This is a genomic window from Streptomyces sp. NPDC048523 (genome assembly GCF_043199815.1).
Classification (GTDB): Bacteria; Actinomycetota; Actinomycetes; order Streptomycetales; family Streptomycetaceae; genus Streptomyces.
On the sequence record NZ_JBICWQ010000008.1, the window covers coordinates 178,386 to 194,757 of the forward strand.

The window sequence follows — 16,372 nt, forward strand, 5'->3', positions numbered from 1 at the left end:
GTTGCGCAGCTCCCCCGCACTGCCCATCCGCCGCTTCGCTGGCTGGCGCGGCCCGCCCCCCGAACCCCACAGCGGAAAAAACGATCCACCGCCTCCCCATTGGCCCTTGCTGTGGCCTGGTCCGGTGGCGTTTCCTCGGTGCTGCAGCAGTCCCTTTCACTTCAGCGAGGTCAACCCGTGTCCAGCATCGAGAACCAGGCTCCCGAGACCGGCACCGCGCGCGTGAAGCGCGGTATGGCGGAGCAGCTCAAGGGCGGCGTGATCATGGACGTCGTCACGCCGGAGCAGGCGAAGATCGCGGAGGACGCGGGCGCCGTCGCCGTCATGGCGCTGGAGCGGGTCCCGGCCGACATCCGCAAGGACGGCGGCGTGGCGCGCATGTCCGACCCGGACATGATCGAGGGCATCATCGAGGCCGTCTCGATCCCGGTCATGGCCAAGTCCCGCATCGGCCACTTCGTCGAGGCCCAGGTCCTGCAGTCCCTCGGCGTCGACTACATCGACGAGTCCGAGGTCCTCACCCCGGCCGACGAGGTCAACCACTCCGACAAGTGGTCCTTCACGACCCCCTTCGTCTGCGGTGCCACCAACCTGGGCGAGGCCCTGCGCCGCATCGCCGAGGGCGCGGCCATGATCCGCTCCAAGGGCGAGGCCGGCACCGGAAACGTCGTCGAGGCCGTCCGCCACCTGCGCCAGATCAAGAACGAGATCGCCAGGCTCCGCGGCTACGACAACCACGAGCTGTACGCCGCCGCCAAGGAGCTGCGCGCCCCGTACGAGCTGGTCAAGGAGGTCGCCGAGCTCGGCAAGCTCCCCGTGGTGCTGTTCTCCGCCGGTGGCGTCGCCACCCCCGCCGACGCCGCGCTGATGCGCCAGCTCGGCGCCGAGGGCGTCTTCGTCGGCTCGGGCATCTTCAAGTCCGGCGACCCCGCCAAGCGCGCCGCCGCCATCGTGAAGGCGACCACCTTCTACGACGACCCGAAGATCATCGCGGACGCGTCCCGCAACCTCGGCGAGGCCATGGTCGGCATCAACTGCGACACGCTCCCCGAGACCGAGCGCTACGCCAACCGCGGCTGGTAGCCACTCATGAGCACTCCTGTCATAGGCGTCCTGGCCCTCCAGGGCGACGTCCGGGAGCACCTCGTGGCCCTGGCCGCGGCCGACGCCGTGGCCAGGCCGGTGCGGCGCCCCGACGAACTCGCCGAGGTGGACGGCCTCGTCATCCCCGGAGGCGAGTCCACCACCATCTCCAAACTGGCCGTCCTGTTCGGCGTGATGGAGCCCCTTCGTGCGCGCGTGCGCGGCGGCATGCCGGTCTACGGCACCTGCGCGGGGCTGATCATGCTGGCCGACAAGATCCTCGACCCGCGCTCGGGCCAGGAGACGATCGGCGGCATCGACATGATCGTGCGCCGCAACGCCTTCGGACGTCAGAACGAGTCCTTCGAGGCGGCAGTCGACGTGAAGGGCGTTCCGGGCGCCCCTGTGGAGGGCGTCTTCATCCGCGCCCCCTGGGTGGAGTCCGTCGGCGCCGAGGCCGAGGTGCTCGCCGAGCACGGCGGCCACATCGTCGCGGTCCGTCAGGGCAACGCGCTCGCCACGTCGTTCCACCCGGAACTGACCGGCGACCACCGCGTGCACTCTCTCTTTGTCGACATGGTGCGCGCGTACCGGACGCGGGAGTCCTTGTAGGATCTCAGGCGTTGGTTGCAGAGATGGGTTACGCGAAGGAGACAGGCAGATGTCCGGCCACTCTAAATGGGCCACGACGAAGCACAAGAAGGCCGTGATCGACGCCAAGCGCGGCAAGCTCTTCGCGAAGCTGATCAAGAACATCGAGGTCGCGGCGCGCATGGGCGGCGTGGACCTGGACGGCAATCCGACGCTGTACGACGCCGTGCAGAAGGCGAAGAAGTCGTCGGTTCCGAACAAGAACATCGACTCCGCGATCAAGCGTGGCGGCGGTCTCGAGGCCGGCGGCGCCGACTACGAGACGATCATGTACGAGGGCTACGGCCCCAACGGTGTCGCGGTGCTCATCGAGTGCCTGACCGACAACCGCAACCGCGCCGCCTCCGACGTGCGTGTCGCCATGACCCGCAACGGCGGCAACATGGCCGACCCCGGTTCGGTGTCGTACCTCTTCCACCGCAAGGGCGTCGTCATCGTCCCCAAGGGCGACCTCACCGAGGACGACGTGCTCGGCGCGGTCCTGGACGCGGGCGCCGAGGAGGTCAACGACCTGGGCGAGTCCTTCGAGATCCTCAGCGAGGCCACCGACCTGGTCGCCGTCCGCACCGCTCTCCAGGACGCCGGGATCGACTACGACTCCGCCGACGCCAACTTCGTCCCGACCATGCAGGTCGAGCTGGACGAGGAGGGCGCCAGGAAGATCTTCCGGCTGATCGACGCCCTCGAGGACAGCGACGACGTCCAGAACGTCTTCGCCAACTTCGACGTCAGCGACGAGGTCATGGAAAAGGTCGACGCCTGAGCCGACGCTCAGCTGCCAACGGGCCGACGGGACACACCCGTCGGCCCGTCGCTTTGTCGGTGGCACCCGATAGCCTGCACAAACAGGCGAATCGAAGAGAGGGGGGCGCGTGCGCGTACTCGGGGTGGACCCCGGTCTCACGCGATGCGGCGTCGGCGTGGTCGAGGGGGTCGCTGGCCGCCCGCTCACGATGATCGGCGTGGGGGTCGTCCGCACGCCCGTGGACGCCGAGTTGGGGCAGCGGCTCGTCGCCGTCGAGCAGGGCATCGAGCAGTGGCTGGACGAGTACCGGCCCGAATGCGTCGCCGTGGAGCGGGTGTTCAGCCAGCACAACGTCCGTACGGTCATGGGCACCGCCCAGGCCAGCGCCGTCGCCATGCTGTGCGCCGCCCGCCGCGGCATCCCCGTCGCCCTGCACACCCCGAGCGAGGTCAAGGCCGCCGTCACCGGCAGCGGCCGCGCCGACAAGGCCCAGGTCGGTGCCATGGTCACCCGCCTGCTGCGGCTCGACGCGCCGCCCAAGCCGGCCGACGCCGCCGACGCCCTCGCACTCGCCATCTGCCACATCTGGCGCGCGCCCGCCCAGAACCGACTCCAGCAGGCCGTCGCCCTGCACGCAGCCACAGCACGGAAAGGCCGTACGGCATGATCGCCTTTGTGAGCGGCACGGTCGCCGCACTCGCTCCCGACACCGCGGTGGTCGAGGTCGGCGGTGTCGGCATGGCGGTGCACTGCACGCCGAACACGCTGTCGACCCTCCGTCTCGGTCAGCCGGCCAAGCTCGCCACCTCCCTGGTCGTCCGCGAGGACTCCCTCACCCTGTACGGCTTCGTCGACGACGACGAGCGCCAGATCTTCGAGCTGCTGCAGACCGCCAGCGGAGTCGGCCCGCGGCTGGCCCAGGCCATGCTGGCCGTGCACGCCCCGGACGCCCTGCGCCGGGCGGTGGCCACGGGTGACGAGAAGGCGCTCATCGCCGTGCCCGGCATCGGCAAGAAGGGCGCCCAGAAGCTGCTCCTGGAGCTCAAGGACCGGCTCGGCGAGCCGCTCGGCGCCCCCGCGATCGGCGCTCCGGTCAGCCAGGGCTGGCGCGACCAGCTGCACGCCGCCCTGATCGGCCTCGGCTACGCCACCCGCGAGGCCGACGAGGCCGTCGCCGCCGTCACCCCGCAGGCAGAGGCGGCCGAGGGCACGCCTCAGGTCGGCCAACTGCTGAAGGCCGCCCTGCAGACCCTGAACCGCGCCCGCTAGGAGAACGTCAGTGAACTGGGACGACACCACCGACGAGTCCGCCGTCGAGCGGCTCGTCGGTGCGTCCGCCGACCGTGAGGACCAGGCGGTGGAGGCCGCCCTGCGCCCCAAGGACCTGGACGAGTTCATCGGCCAGGAGAAGGTGCGCGAACAGCTCGACCTGGTGCTGCGGGCGGCACGCGCGCGGGGGGCCACCGCCGACCACGTGCTGCTCTCCGGCGCCCCCGGCCTCGGCAAGACCACCCTGTCGATGATCATCGCGGCCGAGATGAACGCCCCGATCCGGATCACCAGCGGCCCCGCCATTCAGCACGCCGGCGACCTCGCGGCGATCCTCTCCTCCCTCCAGGAGGGCGAGGTTCTCTTCCTCGACGAGATCCACCGCATGTCGCGGCCCGCCGAGGAGATGCTCTACATGGCGATGGAGGACTTCCGCGTCGACGTCATCGTCGGCAAGGGCCCCGGCGCCACCGCCATCCCGCTGGAGCTGCCCCCCTTCACCCTGGTCGGCGCCACCACCCGCGCGGGTCTGCTGCCGCCCCCGCTGCGCGACCGCTTCGGCTTCACCGCGCACATGGAGTTCTACGAACCCGCCGAACTGGAGCGCGTCATCCACCGCTCGGCCCACCTGCTCGACGTCGAGATCGGCTCCGACGGCGCCGCCGAGATCGCGGGCCGCTCCCGCGGCACGCCCCGTATCGCCAACCGTCTGCTGCGCCGGGTCCGCGACTACGCCCAGGTAAAGGCCGACGGAGTCATCACACGGGACATCGCCGCGGCGGCGCTCAAGGTCTACGAGGTCGACGCCCGCGGCCTCGACCGCCTCGACCGCGGAGTCCTGGAGGCCCTGCTCAAGCTCTTCGGCGGCGGCCCGGTCGGCCTCTCCACGCTCGCCGTCGCGGTGGGGGAGGAGCGCGAGACCGTGGAAGAAGTGGCCGAGCCCTTCCTCGTCCGGGAGGGTCTGCTCGCCCGCACCCCGCGCGGACGGGTCGCCACTCCCGCCGCATGGGCACATCTCGGCCTCACCCCGCCCCGCTCGGCAGCCACGGGAAACGGACAACAGGACCTGTTCGGGACGTGACGCGATCGTGACGGCGCGGGCATTGGCCGGGTCAGGAACCCTGGTGCCATGCTGAGCGTTGTTCACTGCGCGCGGACTCGCTTAGACTCCGCCGATGCCGCCCTTGTCGGCGGCAGACATACCCCCAACCATCAGGCCGCTCACCTCGCGGTCGCGTGAAGGAAGTACCGACCCGTGAGTCTCGTGACCCTCCTCCCGTTCATCGTGCTCATCGGGGCCATGTTCCTGATGACCCGCTCGGCCAAGAAGAAGCAGCAGCAGGCCGCGAGCATGCGGAACGACATGCAGCCCGGCAGCGGCGTCCGCACCATCGGGGGCATGTACGCCACGGTCAAGGAGGTCAACGAGGACACGGTCCTCCTCGACGCCGCTCCCGGCGTCGATCTTCTCTTCGCGAAGAACGCCATCGGTGCCGTCCTGACCGACGACGAGTACAACCGCATCGTCCACGGCATCGAGCACGACCTGAAGTCCGACTCCGACGTCGTCCCCGACGACGCCTCCTCCCTCACCGACACCGAGACCGACGAGTCCGCCGACGAAGCTGCCGCCGCCTCCGACGAGAAGTCCGTCGACCTCGGTAAGAAGGACACGGCAGAGGAGCCCGCCGACGACGCGCCCGCCAAGGCCGACGCCGGGACCGAGGCCGCCGAGGCGAAGTCGGACGACGAGCCGAAGAAGACCGACGGCGACTCCGACGCGAAGTAGTCGCACTCCGGGGCGCGCGGACCAGCTCCGCGCGCCCCGGACCTGCGCGGCTCGCACGGAATCCCGACACCAGTCATGGCCGCCCGCCCGCCGATCCGGCGCGAGAGCGGCCCGAGAGGGAGTACGAGAAGGTGGCAGCACCCAAAAGGGGCCGGAGCGCGAGTGCCCAGAGCAAGCCAGGGCGCACGCTGGCCCTGATCCTGATCGCCATCGTGGCGCTCACCGGTGGAATGTTCCTCTCCGGACACACCACCCCGCGTCTCGGCATCGACCTGGCCGGAGGCACCAGCATCACGCTGGAGGCCAAGGCCGAGCAGGGGTCCGCGATCAACAAGGCCAACATGGACACCGCGGTCGACATCATGAACCGCCGTGTCAACGGCCTGGGCGTCTCCGAGGCGGAGGTGCAGACCCAGGGTGATCGCAACATCATCGTGAACATCCCCAAGGGCACCAACTCCAAGGAGGCCCGCGACCAGGTCGGCACCACCGCCAAGCTGTACTTCCGTCCGGTCCTGGCCCAGGAGGCCACCGGCGGCGCCGCGGCCACCTCGCCGAGCCCGTCCGCCAGCGGCTCCTCGACCGCCTCGCCGAGCCCCTCCGCGAGCAAGTCCGGCTCCACCGGCGAGAAGGCGACCTCGTCGTCCTCCCCGTCGGCCTCCGCCACCTCGCAGGGCCGCGCCGTCACCGACGCGCTGAAGGCCGACTCCACTCCGTCGGCGTCCGCGAAGGCGTCGAGCTCCGCGTCCCCGTCGGCCTCCGCGAGCGGCGGCACCGGCACCTCCGCCGCCGACGCCAAGCTCCAGGCGCAGTACACGGCCCTGGACTGCTCCAAGAAGGCGCAGCGCAACACCGCCGGCGACGGCGCCAAGCCGACCGACACCACGGTGGGCTGCGGCGAGAGCTCCGGCGTCTGGTACAAGTACCTGCTCGGCCCGGCCGCCGTCGACGGCACCGAGGTCAAGAAGGCCCAGGCGGTCTTCGACACCCAGACCGCCGCCGGCTGGCAGGTCACCATGAACTTCAACAGCAAGGGCGCCAAGAAGTTCGCGGACATCACGGGCCAGCTCGCGAAGAACACCCAGCCGCAGAACGAGTTCGGCATCGTCCTCGACGGCGAGGTCGTCTCCAGCCCCTACGTCAGCTCCTCGATCACCGGCGGCAGCGCCCAGATCTCCGGCAGCTTCACGCAGGACGAGGCCCAGAACCTCGCCAACATGCTGTCGTACGGCGCCCTCCCGCTCTCCTTCAAGGAGCAGAGCGTGACCACGGTGACCGCCGCGCTCGGCGGTGACCAGCTGCACGCCGGTCTCCTCGCCGGTGCCATCGGCCTCCTGCTGGTCGTGATCTACCTGGTGGCCTACTACCGGGGCCTGTCGCTCGTCGCGATGGCCTCGCTGCTGGTCTCCGGCATCCTCACCTATGTGCTCATGGCGCTGCTGGGCCCGGCCATCGGCTTCGCGCTGAACCTGCCCGCCGTGTGCGGTGCCATCGTCGCGATCGGTATCACCGCGGACTCGTTCATCGTGTACTTCGAACGCATAAGGGACGAGATCCGGGAGGGCCGCTCGCTGCGCCCCGCCGTCGAGCGGGCCTGGCCGCGCGCCCGGCGCACCATCCTGGTCTCCGACTTCGTGTCGTTCCTCGCCGCCGCGGTGCTGTTCATCGTGACGGTCGGCAAGGTCCAGGGCTTCGCGTTCACGCTCGGTCTGACCACCGTGCTCGACGTCGTCGTGGTCTTCTTCTTCACCAAGCCGCTGATGACGCTGCTGGCCCGCCGGAAGTTCTTCGCGAGCGGCAGCAAGTGGTCCGGCCTCGACCCGAAGAGCCTGGGCGCCAAGCCACCGCTGCGCCGCACCCGCCGCCCCGCCCCCGCCCACACGAAGGAGGCGTGAGCATGTCGAAACTCGGCAACCTCGGCGCCCGACTGCACCGTGGCGAGATCAGCTACGACTTCATCGGTCACCGCAAGCTCTGGTACGGCATCTCGATCCTGATCACCATCACGGCGATCCTGGGCCTCGGGGTACGCGGCCTCAACATGGGCATCGACTTCCAGGGCGGCGCGGTCTTCACCACGCCGAAGACCAGCGTCTCCGTCTCCCAGGCCGAGGAGTACGCGAAGGAGGCCTCCGGCCACGACGCGGTCGTCCAGAAGCTCGGCAACGGCACGCTGCGCATCCAGATCGCCGGCATGGACACCCAGCAGTCCGACGAGATCAAGAACAAGCTCGCCACGGACTTCAAGGTCGACTCCGAGAAGATCGCCGCCGATCTCGTCGGCCCCAGCTGGGGCGACCAGATCGCCAACAAGGCCTGGCAGGGTCTGGCGATCTTCATGGTCCTCGTCGTGATCTATCTGGCGATCGCCTTCGAGTGGCGCATGGCCATCGCGGCGCTCGTCGCCCTGATCCACGACATCACCATCACCGTCGGCATCTACGCCCTCGTCGGCTTCGAGGTCACGCCGGGCACGGTGATCGGTCTGCTGACCATCCTCGGTTACTCGCTCTACGACACGGTGGTCGTCTTCGACTCCCTCAAGGAGCAGACCAAGGACATCACCAAGCAGAACCGCTGGACCTACAGCGACATCGCCAACCGTTCGATCAACGGCACCCTGGTCCGCTCGATCAACACCACGGTGGTCGCGCTGCTGCCGGTGGCGGGCCTGCTGTTCATCGGTGGCGGCTTCCTCGGCGCGGGCACGCTCAACGACATCTCGCTGTCGCTGTTCGTCGGTCTCGCCGCCGGTGCGTACTCCTCGATCTTCATCGCCACCCCGCTCGTCGCCGACCTCAAGGAGCGCGAGCCGGCCATCAAGGCCCTGAAGAAGCGGGTGCTGGCCAAGCGCTCGCAGGCCACCCCCGAGGAGGACCTCGCGGAGGTCCGCGGCGACTTCGTGGACGACGGTGAGCCGGAGGACTCCGCGCACGCGGTCGTCGGTCCGCGCACCCAGCCCGCCTCCCGCGGCCGGGGCCGTGGCCGTCCGTCGGGCAAGCGCCGATGACCGGACTCGTAGACGTCACGGCGTTGCTGCTCAGCCGTATCCGCGATGTGGCCGACTACCCGGAGCCGGGGGTGATGTTCAAGGACATCACCCCGCTCCTGGCGGACCCGGCGGCGTTCACGGCGCTCACCGACGCGCTGGCCACGGTCGCCGCGAACACCGGTGCCACGAAGGTCGTCGGTCTGGAGGCCCGGGGCTTCATCCTCGGCGCCCCGGTCGCCGTCCGCGCGGGACTGGGCTTCATCCCCGTGCGCAAGGCGGGCAAGCTCCCCGGGGCGACCCTCAGCCAGGCGTACGACCTGGAGTACGGCTCGGCGGAGATCGAGGTGCACGCGGAGGACCTGTCCGCCGACGACCGCATCCTGATCGTCGACGACGTGCTGGCCACGGGCGGCACCGCCGAGGCGTCCATCGAGCTGATCCGCCGCGCGGGGGCCGAGGTGGCGGGTCTCGCGGTGCTGATGGAGCTGGGCTTCCTGGGCGGGCGGGCCCGTCTGGAGCCGGCCCTTGCGGGCGCCCCGCTGGAAGCGCTGCTGGTGGTCTGATCGCCGACAGCACCCCGCACGCACTGCGTGACGGCCGTTCCGGAAGACCGGGACGGCCGTTTCGCATGCGGGAGCGAGGCGCCCCGCCCGATCCGGCGGAATTCCGGCGGCAGTCCCTCGTGTTCCACAGGTAGACGACCCTCACATCGGCCTGAAGGCGATCCCGGGGCGCAGGATCGCTACCATGGGTTCTCCGGAGCCTGACCTGGGGACCCGGATCGCGCACGAGGAGTCCTCTTGCCAGACGAGGCCCAGCCACTCGCCCCCGGTGCTGAACGCCTGGGGGGACCTCCAGCCGCCGAGCCCGAGCCCGCCTCGGCGCCCGCGGCGAAGCCCGCGCCGGACGCGAAGAACGCGACGAGCGACGCCCGCGGGCCGGTCGAGCACGCCCAGTCCGCGCCCGTCGACAAGCCGGCCGAGCCGCCCCGGCCCAAGCCCGCCTCCGCCGAGTCCGCCGCACCGGCCACCCCGGCGGCCCGCCCGAGTGCGGGCCAGCCCGCCCGCACCGGCTCCTCCAACCGCGTCCGCGCCCGTCTCGCCCGTCTCGGCGTCCAGCGCTCGAACCCGTACAACCCGGTCCTGGAGCCCCTGCTGCGGATAGTGCGCAGCAACGACCCGAAGATCGAGACGGCGACGCTGCGCCAGATCGAGAAGGCCTACCAGGTCGCCGAGCGCTGGCACCGCGGCCAGAAGCGCAAGAGCGGCGACCCGTACATCACGCACCCCCTCGCGGTGACCACCATCCTCGCCGAGCTCGGCATGGACCCGGCGACCCTGATGGCCGGGCTGCTGCACGACACCGTCGAGGACACCGAGTACGGCCTCGACCAGCTCCGCCGCGACTTCGGCGACTCGGTCGCCCTGCTCGTCGACGGCGTCACCAAGCTGGACAAGGTCAAGTTCGGCGAGGCCGCGCAGGCGGAGACCGTGCGCAAGATGGTCGTCGCCATGGCCAAGGACCCGCGCGTCCTGGTCATCAAGCTCGCCGACCGGCTGCACAACATGCGCACCATGCGCTATCTCAAGCGCGAGAAGCAGGAGAAGAAGGCGCGCGAGACGCTGGAGATCTACGCGCCGCTCGCCCACCGCCTCGGCATGAACACCATCAAGTGGGAGCTGGAGGACCTCGCGTTCGCGATCCTCTACCCCAAGATGTACGACGAGATCGTACGGCTGGTGGCCGAGCGGGCGCCCAAGCGGGACGAGTACCTGGCCATAGTGACCGACGAGGTGCAGTCCGACCTGCGCGCGGCCCGGATCAAGGCCACCGTCACCGGCCGCCCGAAGCATTACTACAGCGTCTACCAGAAGATGATCGTCCGCGGCCGCGACTTCGCGGAGATCTACGACCTGGTCGGCATCCGAGTCCTCGTCGACACCGTCCGCGACTGCTACGCCGCCCTCGGCACCGTGCACGCGCGATGGAACCCGGTCCCCGGCCGGTTCAAGGACTACATCGCGATGCCCAAGTTCAACATGTACCAGTCGCTGCACACGACGGTCATCGGGCCGAACGGCAAGCCGGTCGAACTGCAGATCCGCACCTTCGACATGCACCGCCGTGCCGAGTACGGCATCGCCGCGCACTGGAAGTACAAGCAGGAGGCCGTCGCCGGCACCTCCAAGGTCCGCTCGGACCAGCCGAGGACCACCGGCAAGGACGACCACCTCAACGACATGGCGTGGCTGCGTCAGCTCCTCGACTGGCAGAAGGAGACCGAGGACCCCGGCGAGTTCCTGGAGTCCCTGCGCTTCGACCTCTCGCGCAACGAGGTCTTCGTCTTCACGCCCAAGGGCGACGTCATAGCGCTGCCGGCCGGTTCCACGCCGGTGGACTTCTCGTACGCGGTGCACACCGAGGTGGGCCACCGCACCATAGGAGCCCGGGTCAACGGCCGTCTCGTACCGCTGGAGTCGACCCTGGACAACGGCGACCTCGTCGAGGTCTTCACGTCCAAGGCGGCCGGGGCCGGACCGTCCCGGGACTGGCTGAACTTCGTGAAGTCGCCGCGGGCCCGCAACAAGATCCGCGCCTGGTTCTCCAAGGAGCGCCGCGACGAGGCGATCGAGCAGGGCAAGGACGCCATCGTCCGCGCGATGCGCAAACAGAACCTGCCGATCCAGCGCATCCTCACCGGCGACTCCCTCGTCACGCTCGCGCACGAGATGCGGTACTCCGACATCTCCGCGCTCTACGCGGCGATCGGCGAGGGGCATGTCTCCGCGCAGAACATCGTGCAGAAACTCGTCTCCGCGCTCGGCGGCGAGGAGGCGGCCACCGAGGAGATCGACGAGTCGGTCCCGCCGTCCCACGGCCGCGGGCGCAAGCGCCGCACCAGCACGGACCCGGGCGTCGTCGTCAAGGGCGTCGACGACGTGTGGGTCAAGCTGGCCCGCTGTTGCACCCCCGTCCCGGGCGACCCGATCATCGGCTTCGTCACCCGCGGTAGTGGCGTATCGGTTCACCGCAGCGACTGCGTCAACGTGGAGTCACTGTCCCGGGAACCCGAGCGCATCCTCGAGGTCGAGTGGGCGCCCACGCAGTCCTCGGTCTTCCTGGTCGCCATCCAGGTCGAGGCCCTGGACCGCTCCAGGCTCCTCTCCGACGTCACCCGTGTCCTGTCCGACCAGCACGTCAACATCCTCTCCGCGGCCGTCCAGACCTCCCGCGACCGCGTCGCCACCTCCCGCTTCACCTTCGAGATGGGCGACCCGAAGCACCTCGGTCACGTCCTGAAGGCGGTCAGGGGCGTGGAGGGCGTGTACGACGTGTACCGCGTGACCTCGGCGCGGAACCGGTCGTAGAAGACATGGAAAGGGCCCCGCACCTTGGTGCGGGGCCCTTTCCCATACGGGTCAGACGCGGCCTCAGCCGCCGAACTCCTCAAGACCCTTGAGTGCCTGGTCCAGGAGCGCCTGGCGGCCCTCCAGCTCACGCTCCAGCTTGTCGGCCCTGGAGTTGTTGCCCTGGGCGCGCGCCTGGTCGATCTGGCCCCTGAGCTTGTCCACGGCGGCCTGGAGCTGGCCGGTCAGACCCGCGGCACGCGCGCGTGCCTCCGGGTTGGTCCGGCGCCACTCGGTCTCCTCGGCCTCCTGCAGGGCGCGCTCGACGGCGTGCATCCGGCCCTCGACCTTCGGCCGGGCGTCCCGCGGGACGTGACCGATGGCCTCCCAGCGTTCGTTGAGTGCGCGGAAGGCGGCGCGGGCGCTCTTCAGGTCGCCGATCGGCAGGAGCTTCTCGGCCTCCTCGGCTAGCTCCTCCTTCAGCTTGAGGTTCTCGGTCTGCTCGGCGTCCCGCTCGGCGAAGACCGAGCTGCGGGCGGCGAAGAACACGTCCTGGGCGCCGCGGAAGCGGTTCCACAGGTCGTCCTCGTGCTCGCGCTGGGCGCGGCCCGCCGCCTTCCACTCGGCCATCAGCTCGCGGTAGCGCGCGGCCGTCGGACCCCAGTCCGTCGACCCGGACAGCGCCTCGGCCTCGCCGACCAGCCGCTCCTTGGTCCTGCGGGCCTCCTCGCGCTGGGCGTCCAGCGACGCGAAGTGGGCCTTGCGACGCTTGGAGAACGCCGAGCGGGCGTGCGAGAAGCGGTGCCACAGCTCGTCGTCGGACTTGCGGTCCAGGCGCGGCAGACCCTTCCAGGTGTCCACCAGTGCGCGCAGCCGCTCACCGGCGGCCCGCCACTGGTCGGACTGGGCCAGCTCCTCCGCCTCGACGACCAGCGCCTCCTTGGCGTGCCGGGCCTCGTCGGACTGCTTCGCGCGCTGCTGCTTGCGCTCCTCGCGGCGCTTGTCGACGGTCTCCACGAGCTTGTCCAGCCGCACCTTGAGCGCTTCCAGGTCGCCGACCGCGTGATGCGCGTCGACCTGCTCGCGGATGTGGTCGATGGCCGCCTGAGCGTCCTTCGCCGACAGGTCGGTGGTCTTCACTCGCTTCTCGAGGAGGCCGATCTCGACAACCAGGCCCTCGTACTTGCGCTCGAAGTAGGCCAGGGCTTCCTCGGGGGAGCCGGCCTGCCAGGAACCGACGACCTGCTCGCCGTCGGCCGTACGCACGTACACGGTCCCCGTCTCGTCGACGCGGCCCCACGGGTCGCTGCTCACAGCGCCTCCTCCACATGATGCCTGCGGGAGGCTTCCTCGCCCCCGGACATCGTCCACAGTTTCGTCACGGCCAACATAGGCGACCGGCGGGTTGCCTGTCCGCATCCCGCGCGACCGAAATTCCGCACTTGACGGTCAGGATTTGGTGACCGTCGCCTTGTTGATCACGACGGTCGCGTTCGGCGCGCCGTCGCCCGCGCCGGTGCTCTCACCGGCCGCGGCGATCTTCTTCAGCACCTTCATACCGGAGGCCGAGATGGTGCCGAACGGCGTGTAGCTCGGCGGCAGCTGGCTGTCCTGGTAGACGAGGAAGAACTGGCTGCCGCCGGTGTGCGCCTGACCGGTGTTCGCCATCGCGACGGTGCCCGCCGGGTAGACGTTGGACTTGAGGCTCTTGTCCTTCAGGTTCTCGTCCGGGATGGTGTAGCCCGGTCCGCCGCTGCCGGAGCCCGTCGGGTCGCCGCACTGCAGGACGTAGATCTGGTTGGTGGTGAGCCGGTGGCACTTGGTGTGGTCGAAGAAGCCCTTGTTCGCCAGGAAGTCGAACGAGTTCACGGTGTGCGGGGCCGCCGACGTCTTCAGCGCGATGTCGATCTTCCCGCAGGTCGTCGCGAGGTCAAGGGTGTACTTCGCCGACTTGTCGATGGACAGCGCCGGCTCCTTCTTCCAGGTCTGCGTCTCGACCTTGCCCGCTGCCGGCTTCTCGCACGGGTCCGGCGCCTTGCTCGGCGTCGCGCTGGGAGTGGTCTGCGCGCTCGCGCTGGCCTTGTCGTCGTCCTTCATGACTCCGGACGTGTAGAGCGCCAGGCTGCCCACCAGTATCACGCCGAGCACCGACGCGATCACAGAGTTGCGTACACGGGCCTTGCGGCGCGCGGCCGTGCGCCGCTGCTGCTGCCGCAAGAACTTCTCCCGCGCGAGCTGCCGCTTCCGCTGTTCCTGGGTGACCACGGGGTTCTCTCCTCATGCGTCTCGTACGCCGACCGGTACGCATGCGTCCTATGAACCGACCGCCTGCGTGTGCCCCGTACCGTATATGGGTTCGCTGAGGAATCGGCAGCGCCGGTAGGCTCTGACCACTGGGGCAGCCGCCCGGAAGACCGCCCGTACCCACACAAAACGAGGACGATCGTGCTCATTGCCGGGTTCCCCGCCGGGGCCTGGGGGACGAACTGTTATCTCGTCGCCCCCGCCGCCGGTGAGGAGTGCGTGATCATCGACCCCGGCCACCAGGCCGCCGAAGGCGTCGAGGAGACGCTGAGGAAGCATCGGCTCAAGCCCGTCGCCGTCGTCCTCACGCACGGCCACATCGACCACGTGGCCTCGGTCGTCCCGGTGTGCGGCGCGCACGGCGTACCGGCGTGGATCCACCCCGAGGACCGCTACATGATGAAGGACCCGTCGATGGGTCTCGGGCGTTCCATCGGAATGCCGCTCATGGGCGAGATCACCGTGGGAGAGCCGGACGACGTCAAAAAGCTGACCGACGGCGCGAAGCTGGAGCTCGCGGGCCTGGAGCTGTCCGTCGCGCACGCGCCCGGCCATACCAAGGGGTCGGTGACGTTCCGGATGCCCGAGACCGCGGAGATCCCCTCCGTGTTCTTCTCCGGGGATCTGCTGTTCGCCGGCTCCATCGGACGCACCGACCTGCCCGGCGGTGACATGGCCGAGATGCTCGACTCGCTGGCCCGCGTGTGTCTGCCGCTCGACGACTCGACCGTGGTGCTGTCCGGCCACGGCCCCCAGACGACCATCGGCCAGGAGCGCGCCACCAACCCGTATCTGCGGGACGTGGCCGCGGGCCAGGGAGCCACCGAGGCTCCCCGACGAGGAATGTGACGAGAGACTTCGTGAGCACCTTTCAGGCCCCCAAGGGCACGTACGACCTGATCCCGCCGGACAGTGCCAAGTTCCTGGCCGTCCGGGAGGCGATCGCCGCTCCGCTGCGCACGTCGGGCTACGGCTACATCGAGACCCCCGGCTTCGAGAGCGTCGAGCTGTTCGCGCGCGGGGTCGGTGAGTCCACCGACATCGTGACCAAGGAGATGTACGCCTTCGAGACCAAGGGCGGCGACAAGCTGGCCCTGCGTCCCGAGGGCACGGCGTCCGTGCTGCGCGCGGCGCTGGAGGCCAACCTGCACAAGACGGGCAACCTGCCGGTCAAGCTCTGGTACTCCGGCTCCTACTACCGCTATGAGCGTCCGCAGAAGGGCCGCTACCGGCACTTCTCGCAGGTCGGCGCGGAGGCGATCGGCGCGGAGGACCCGGCGCTCGACGCCGAGCTGATCATCCTGGCCGACCAGGCGTACCGCTCGCTGGGCCTCAGGACCTTCCGCATCCTGCTCAACAGCCTGGGCGACAAGGAGTGCCGTCCGGTGTACCGGGAGGCACTGCAGAACTTCCTGCGGGGCCTGGACCTCGACGAGGACACCCTGCGCCGGGCGGACATCAACCCGCTGCGCGTCCTGGACGACAAGCGCGAGTCGGTGCAGAAGCAGCTCGGGGACGCCCCGCTGCTGCGGGACTACCTGTGCGACGCCTGCAAGGCGTACCACGAGGAGGTCCGTGAGCTGATCACCGCGGCGGGCGTGGTCTTCGAGGACGACCCGAAGCTGGTGCGCGGCCTCGACTACTACACCCGTACGACCTTCGAGTTCGTCCACGACGGTCTGGGCTCCCAGTCCGCGGTGGGCGGCGGCGGCCGCTACGACGGTCTGTCGGAGATGATCGGCGGCCCCGCGCTCCCGTCCGTCGGCTGGGCCCTCGGCGTCGACCGCACGGTCCTCGCCCTGGAGGCGGAGGGCGTGGAGCTCGAACTCCCCTCCGCGACCAGCGTGTTCGCGGTGCCGCTGGGGGAGGAGGCTCGCCGGATCCTGTTCGCCAAGGTCACCGAGCTGCGCAAGGTGGGCATCGCGGCGGACTTCTCCTACGGCGGCAAGGGCCTCAAGGGCGCCATGAAGAACGCCAACCGCAGCGGCGCCCGCTACACGATCGTGGCCGGCGAACGTGACCTCGCCGAGGGCGTCGTACAGCTGAAGGACATGGAGTCCGGGGAGCAGTCGGCGATCGGGGTCAACGAGATCGTGGCGGAGCTGGAATCCAGGCTCGGCTGACGGATTCGCATGGGAGGGGCGCCGGTCGTGAGGCCGGCGCCCTTGTCGTCCACCGGCTCGGCAGGCCCG

15 protein-coding genes are annotated in these 16,372 nt (G+C 69.8%); 13 read left to right on the forward strand and 2 right to left on the reverse strand.

Features of this window, described 5'->3' with window-relative positions; all coding sequences use genetic code 11:
* Window positions 1-177 precede the first annotated feature (177 nt).
* The 11 genes from pdxS to ACGFWE_RS34905 all read left to right on the forward strand — a co-directional run bounded on the left by pdxS (window position 178) and on the right by ACGFWE_RS34905 (window position 11,897).
* A complete protein-coding gene (gene pdxS / locus ACGFWE_RS34855) occupies window positions 178-1,083 on the forward strand; it encodes a pyridoxal 5'-phosphate synthase lyase subunit PdxS (RefSeq protein ID WP_057614185.1) in 906 nt (301 codons plus the stop codon).
* A 6-nt stretch (window positions 1,084-1,089) separates the two neighbouring features.
* Window positions 1,090-1,695: a pyridoxal 5'-phosphate synthase glutaminase subunit PdxT gene (gene pdxT / locus ACGFWE_RS34860; RefSeq protein WP_393604071.1), complete on the forward strand. Its 606-nt coding sequence runs from the start codon at window positions 1,090-1,092 to the stop codon at window positions 1,693-1,695.
* A 49-nt stretch (window positions 1,696-1,744) separates the two neighbouring features.
* Window positions 1,745-2,497 (forward strand): YebC/PmpR family DNA-binding transcriptional regulator, encoded by a 753-nt coding sequence (locus ACGFWE_RS34865; RefSeq protein ID WP_352389998.1) that lies wholly within the window; start codon window positions 1,745-1,747, stop codon window positions 2,495-2,497.
* A 109-nt stretch (window positions 2,498-2,606) separates the two neighbouring features.
* Window positions 2,607-3,146: a crossover junction endodeoxyribonuclease RuvC gene (gene ruvC, locus ACGFWE_RS34870; RefSeq protein ID WP_393604073.1), complete on the forward strand. Its 540-nt coding sequence runs from the start codon at window positions 2,607-2,609 to the stop codon at window positions 3,144-3,146.
* Entirely contained in the window at window positions 3,143-3,748 is a 606-nt protein-coding gene (ruvA, locus tag ACGFWE_RS34875) for a Holliday junction branch migration protein RuvA (RefSeq protein WP_352389996.1), read from the forward strand. Before ruvC ends, ruvA begins: the two co-directional genes overlap by 4 nt.
* Before the next feature lie 10 nt (window positions 3,749-3,758).
* Window positions 3,759-4,829 carry a Holliday junction branch migration DNA helicase RuvB gene (ruvB, locus tag ACGFWE_RS34880; RefSeq protein WP_393604075.1) on the forward strand — a complete coding sequence of 357 codons (1,071 nt, stop codon included), beginning with the start codon at window positions 3,759-3,761 and terminating at the stop codon, window positions 4,827-4,829.
* Between the two features lie 174 nt (window positions 4,830-5,003).
* Window positions 5,004-5,537 carry a preprotein translocase subunit YajC gene (gene yajC / locus ACGFWE_RS34885; protein ID WP_393604077.1) on the forward strand — a complete coding sequence of 178 codons (534 nt, stop codon included), beginning with the start codon at window positions 5,004-5,006 and terminating at the stop codon, window positions 5,535-5,537.
* A 131-nt stretch (window positions 5,538-5,668) separates the two neighbouring features.
* On the forward strand, window positions 5,669-7,432 hold the full coding sequence (gene secD / locus ACGFWE_RS34890; protein WP_393604079.1) for a protein translocase subunit SecD: 1,764 nt from the start codon (window positions 5,669-5,671) through the stop codon (window positions 7,430-7,432).
* Window positions 7,433-7,434: 2 nt separating this feature from the next.
* Window positions 7,435-8,547 carry a protein translocase subunit SecF gene (gene secF / locus ACGFWE_RS34895; protein ID WP_393604215.1) on the forward strand — a complete coding sequence of 371 codons (1,113 nt, stop codon included), beginning with the start codon at window positions 7,435-7,437 and terminating at the stop codon, window positions 8,545-8,547.
* Window positions 8,544-9,092 carry an adenine phosphoribosyltransferase gene (locus ACGFWE_RS34900; protein ID WP_389821527.1) on the forward strand — a complete coding sequence of 183 codons (549 nt, stop codon included), beginning with the start codon at window positions 8,544-8,546 and terminating at the stop codon, window positions 9,090-9,092. Before secF ends, ACGFWE_RS34900 begins: the two co-directional genes overlap by 4 nt.
* A gap of 237 nt (window positions 9,093-9,329) precedes the next feature.
* On the forward strand, window positions 9,330-11,897 hold the full coding sequence (locus ACGFWE_RS34905; RefSeq protein ID WP_393604081.1) for a RelA/SpoT family protein: 2,568 nt from the start codon (window positions 9,330-9,332) through the stop codon (window positions 11,895-11,897).
* 63 nt (window positions 11,898-11,960) lie between these two features.
* Here ACGFWE_RS34905 and ACGFWE_RS34910 read toward each other — a convergent pair whose 3' ends face one another.
* On the reverse strand, window positions 11,961-13,190 hold the full coding sequence (locus tag ACGFWE_RS34910; protein ID WP_352389991.1) for a DUF349 domain-containing protein: 1,230 nt from the start codon (window positions 13,188-13,190) through the stop codon (window positions 11,961-11,963).
* A 135-nt stretch (window positions 13,191-13,325) separates the two neighbouring features.
* Entirely contained in the window at window positions 13,326-14,141 is an 816-nt protein-coding gene (locus tag ACGFWE_RS34915) for a peptidylprolyl isomerase (RefSeq protein WP_352389990.1), read from the reverse strand.
* Window positions 14,142-14,321: 180 nt separating this feature from the next.
* Here ACGFWE_RS34915 and ACGFWE_RS34920 point away from each other — a divergent pair, with 180 nt between their 5' ends.
* Entirely contained in the window at window positions 14,322-15,029 is a 708-nt protein-coding gene (locus ACGFWE_RS34920) for an MBL fold metallo-hydrolase (RefSeq protein WP_393604084.1), read from the forward strand.
* A gap of 11 nt (window positions 15,030-15,040) precedes the next feature.
* Entirely contained in the window at window positions 15,041-16,303 is a 1,263-nt protein-coding gene (hisS, locus tag ACGFWE_RS34925; RefSeq protein ID WP_393604086.1) for a histidine--tRNA ligase, read from the forward strand.
* Window positions 16,304-16,372 lie beyond the last annotated feature (69 nt).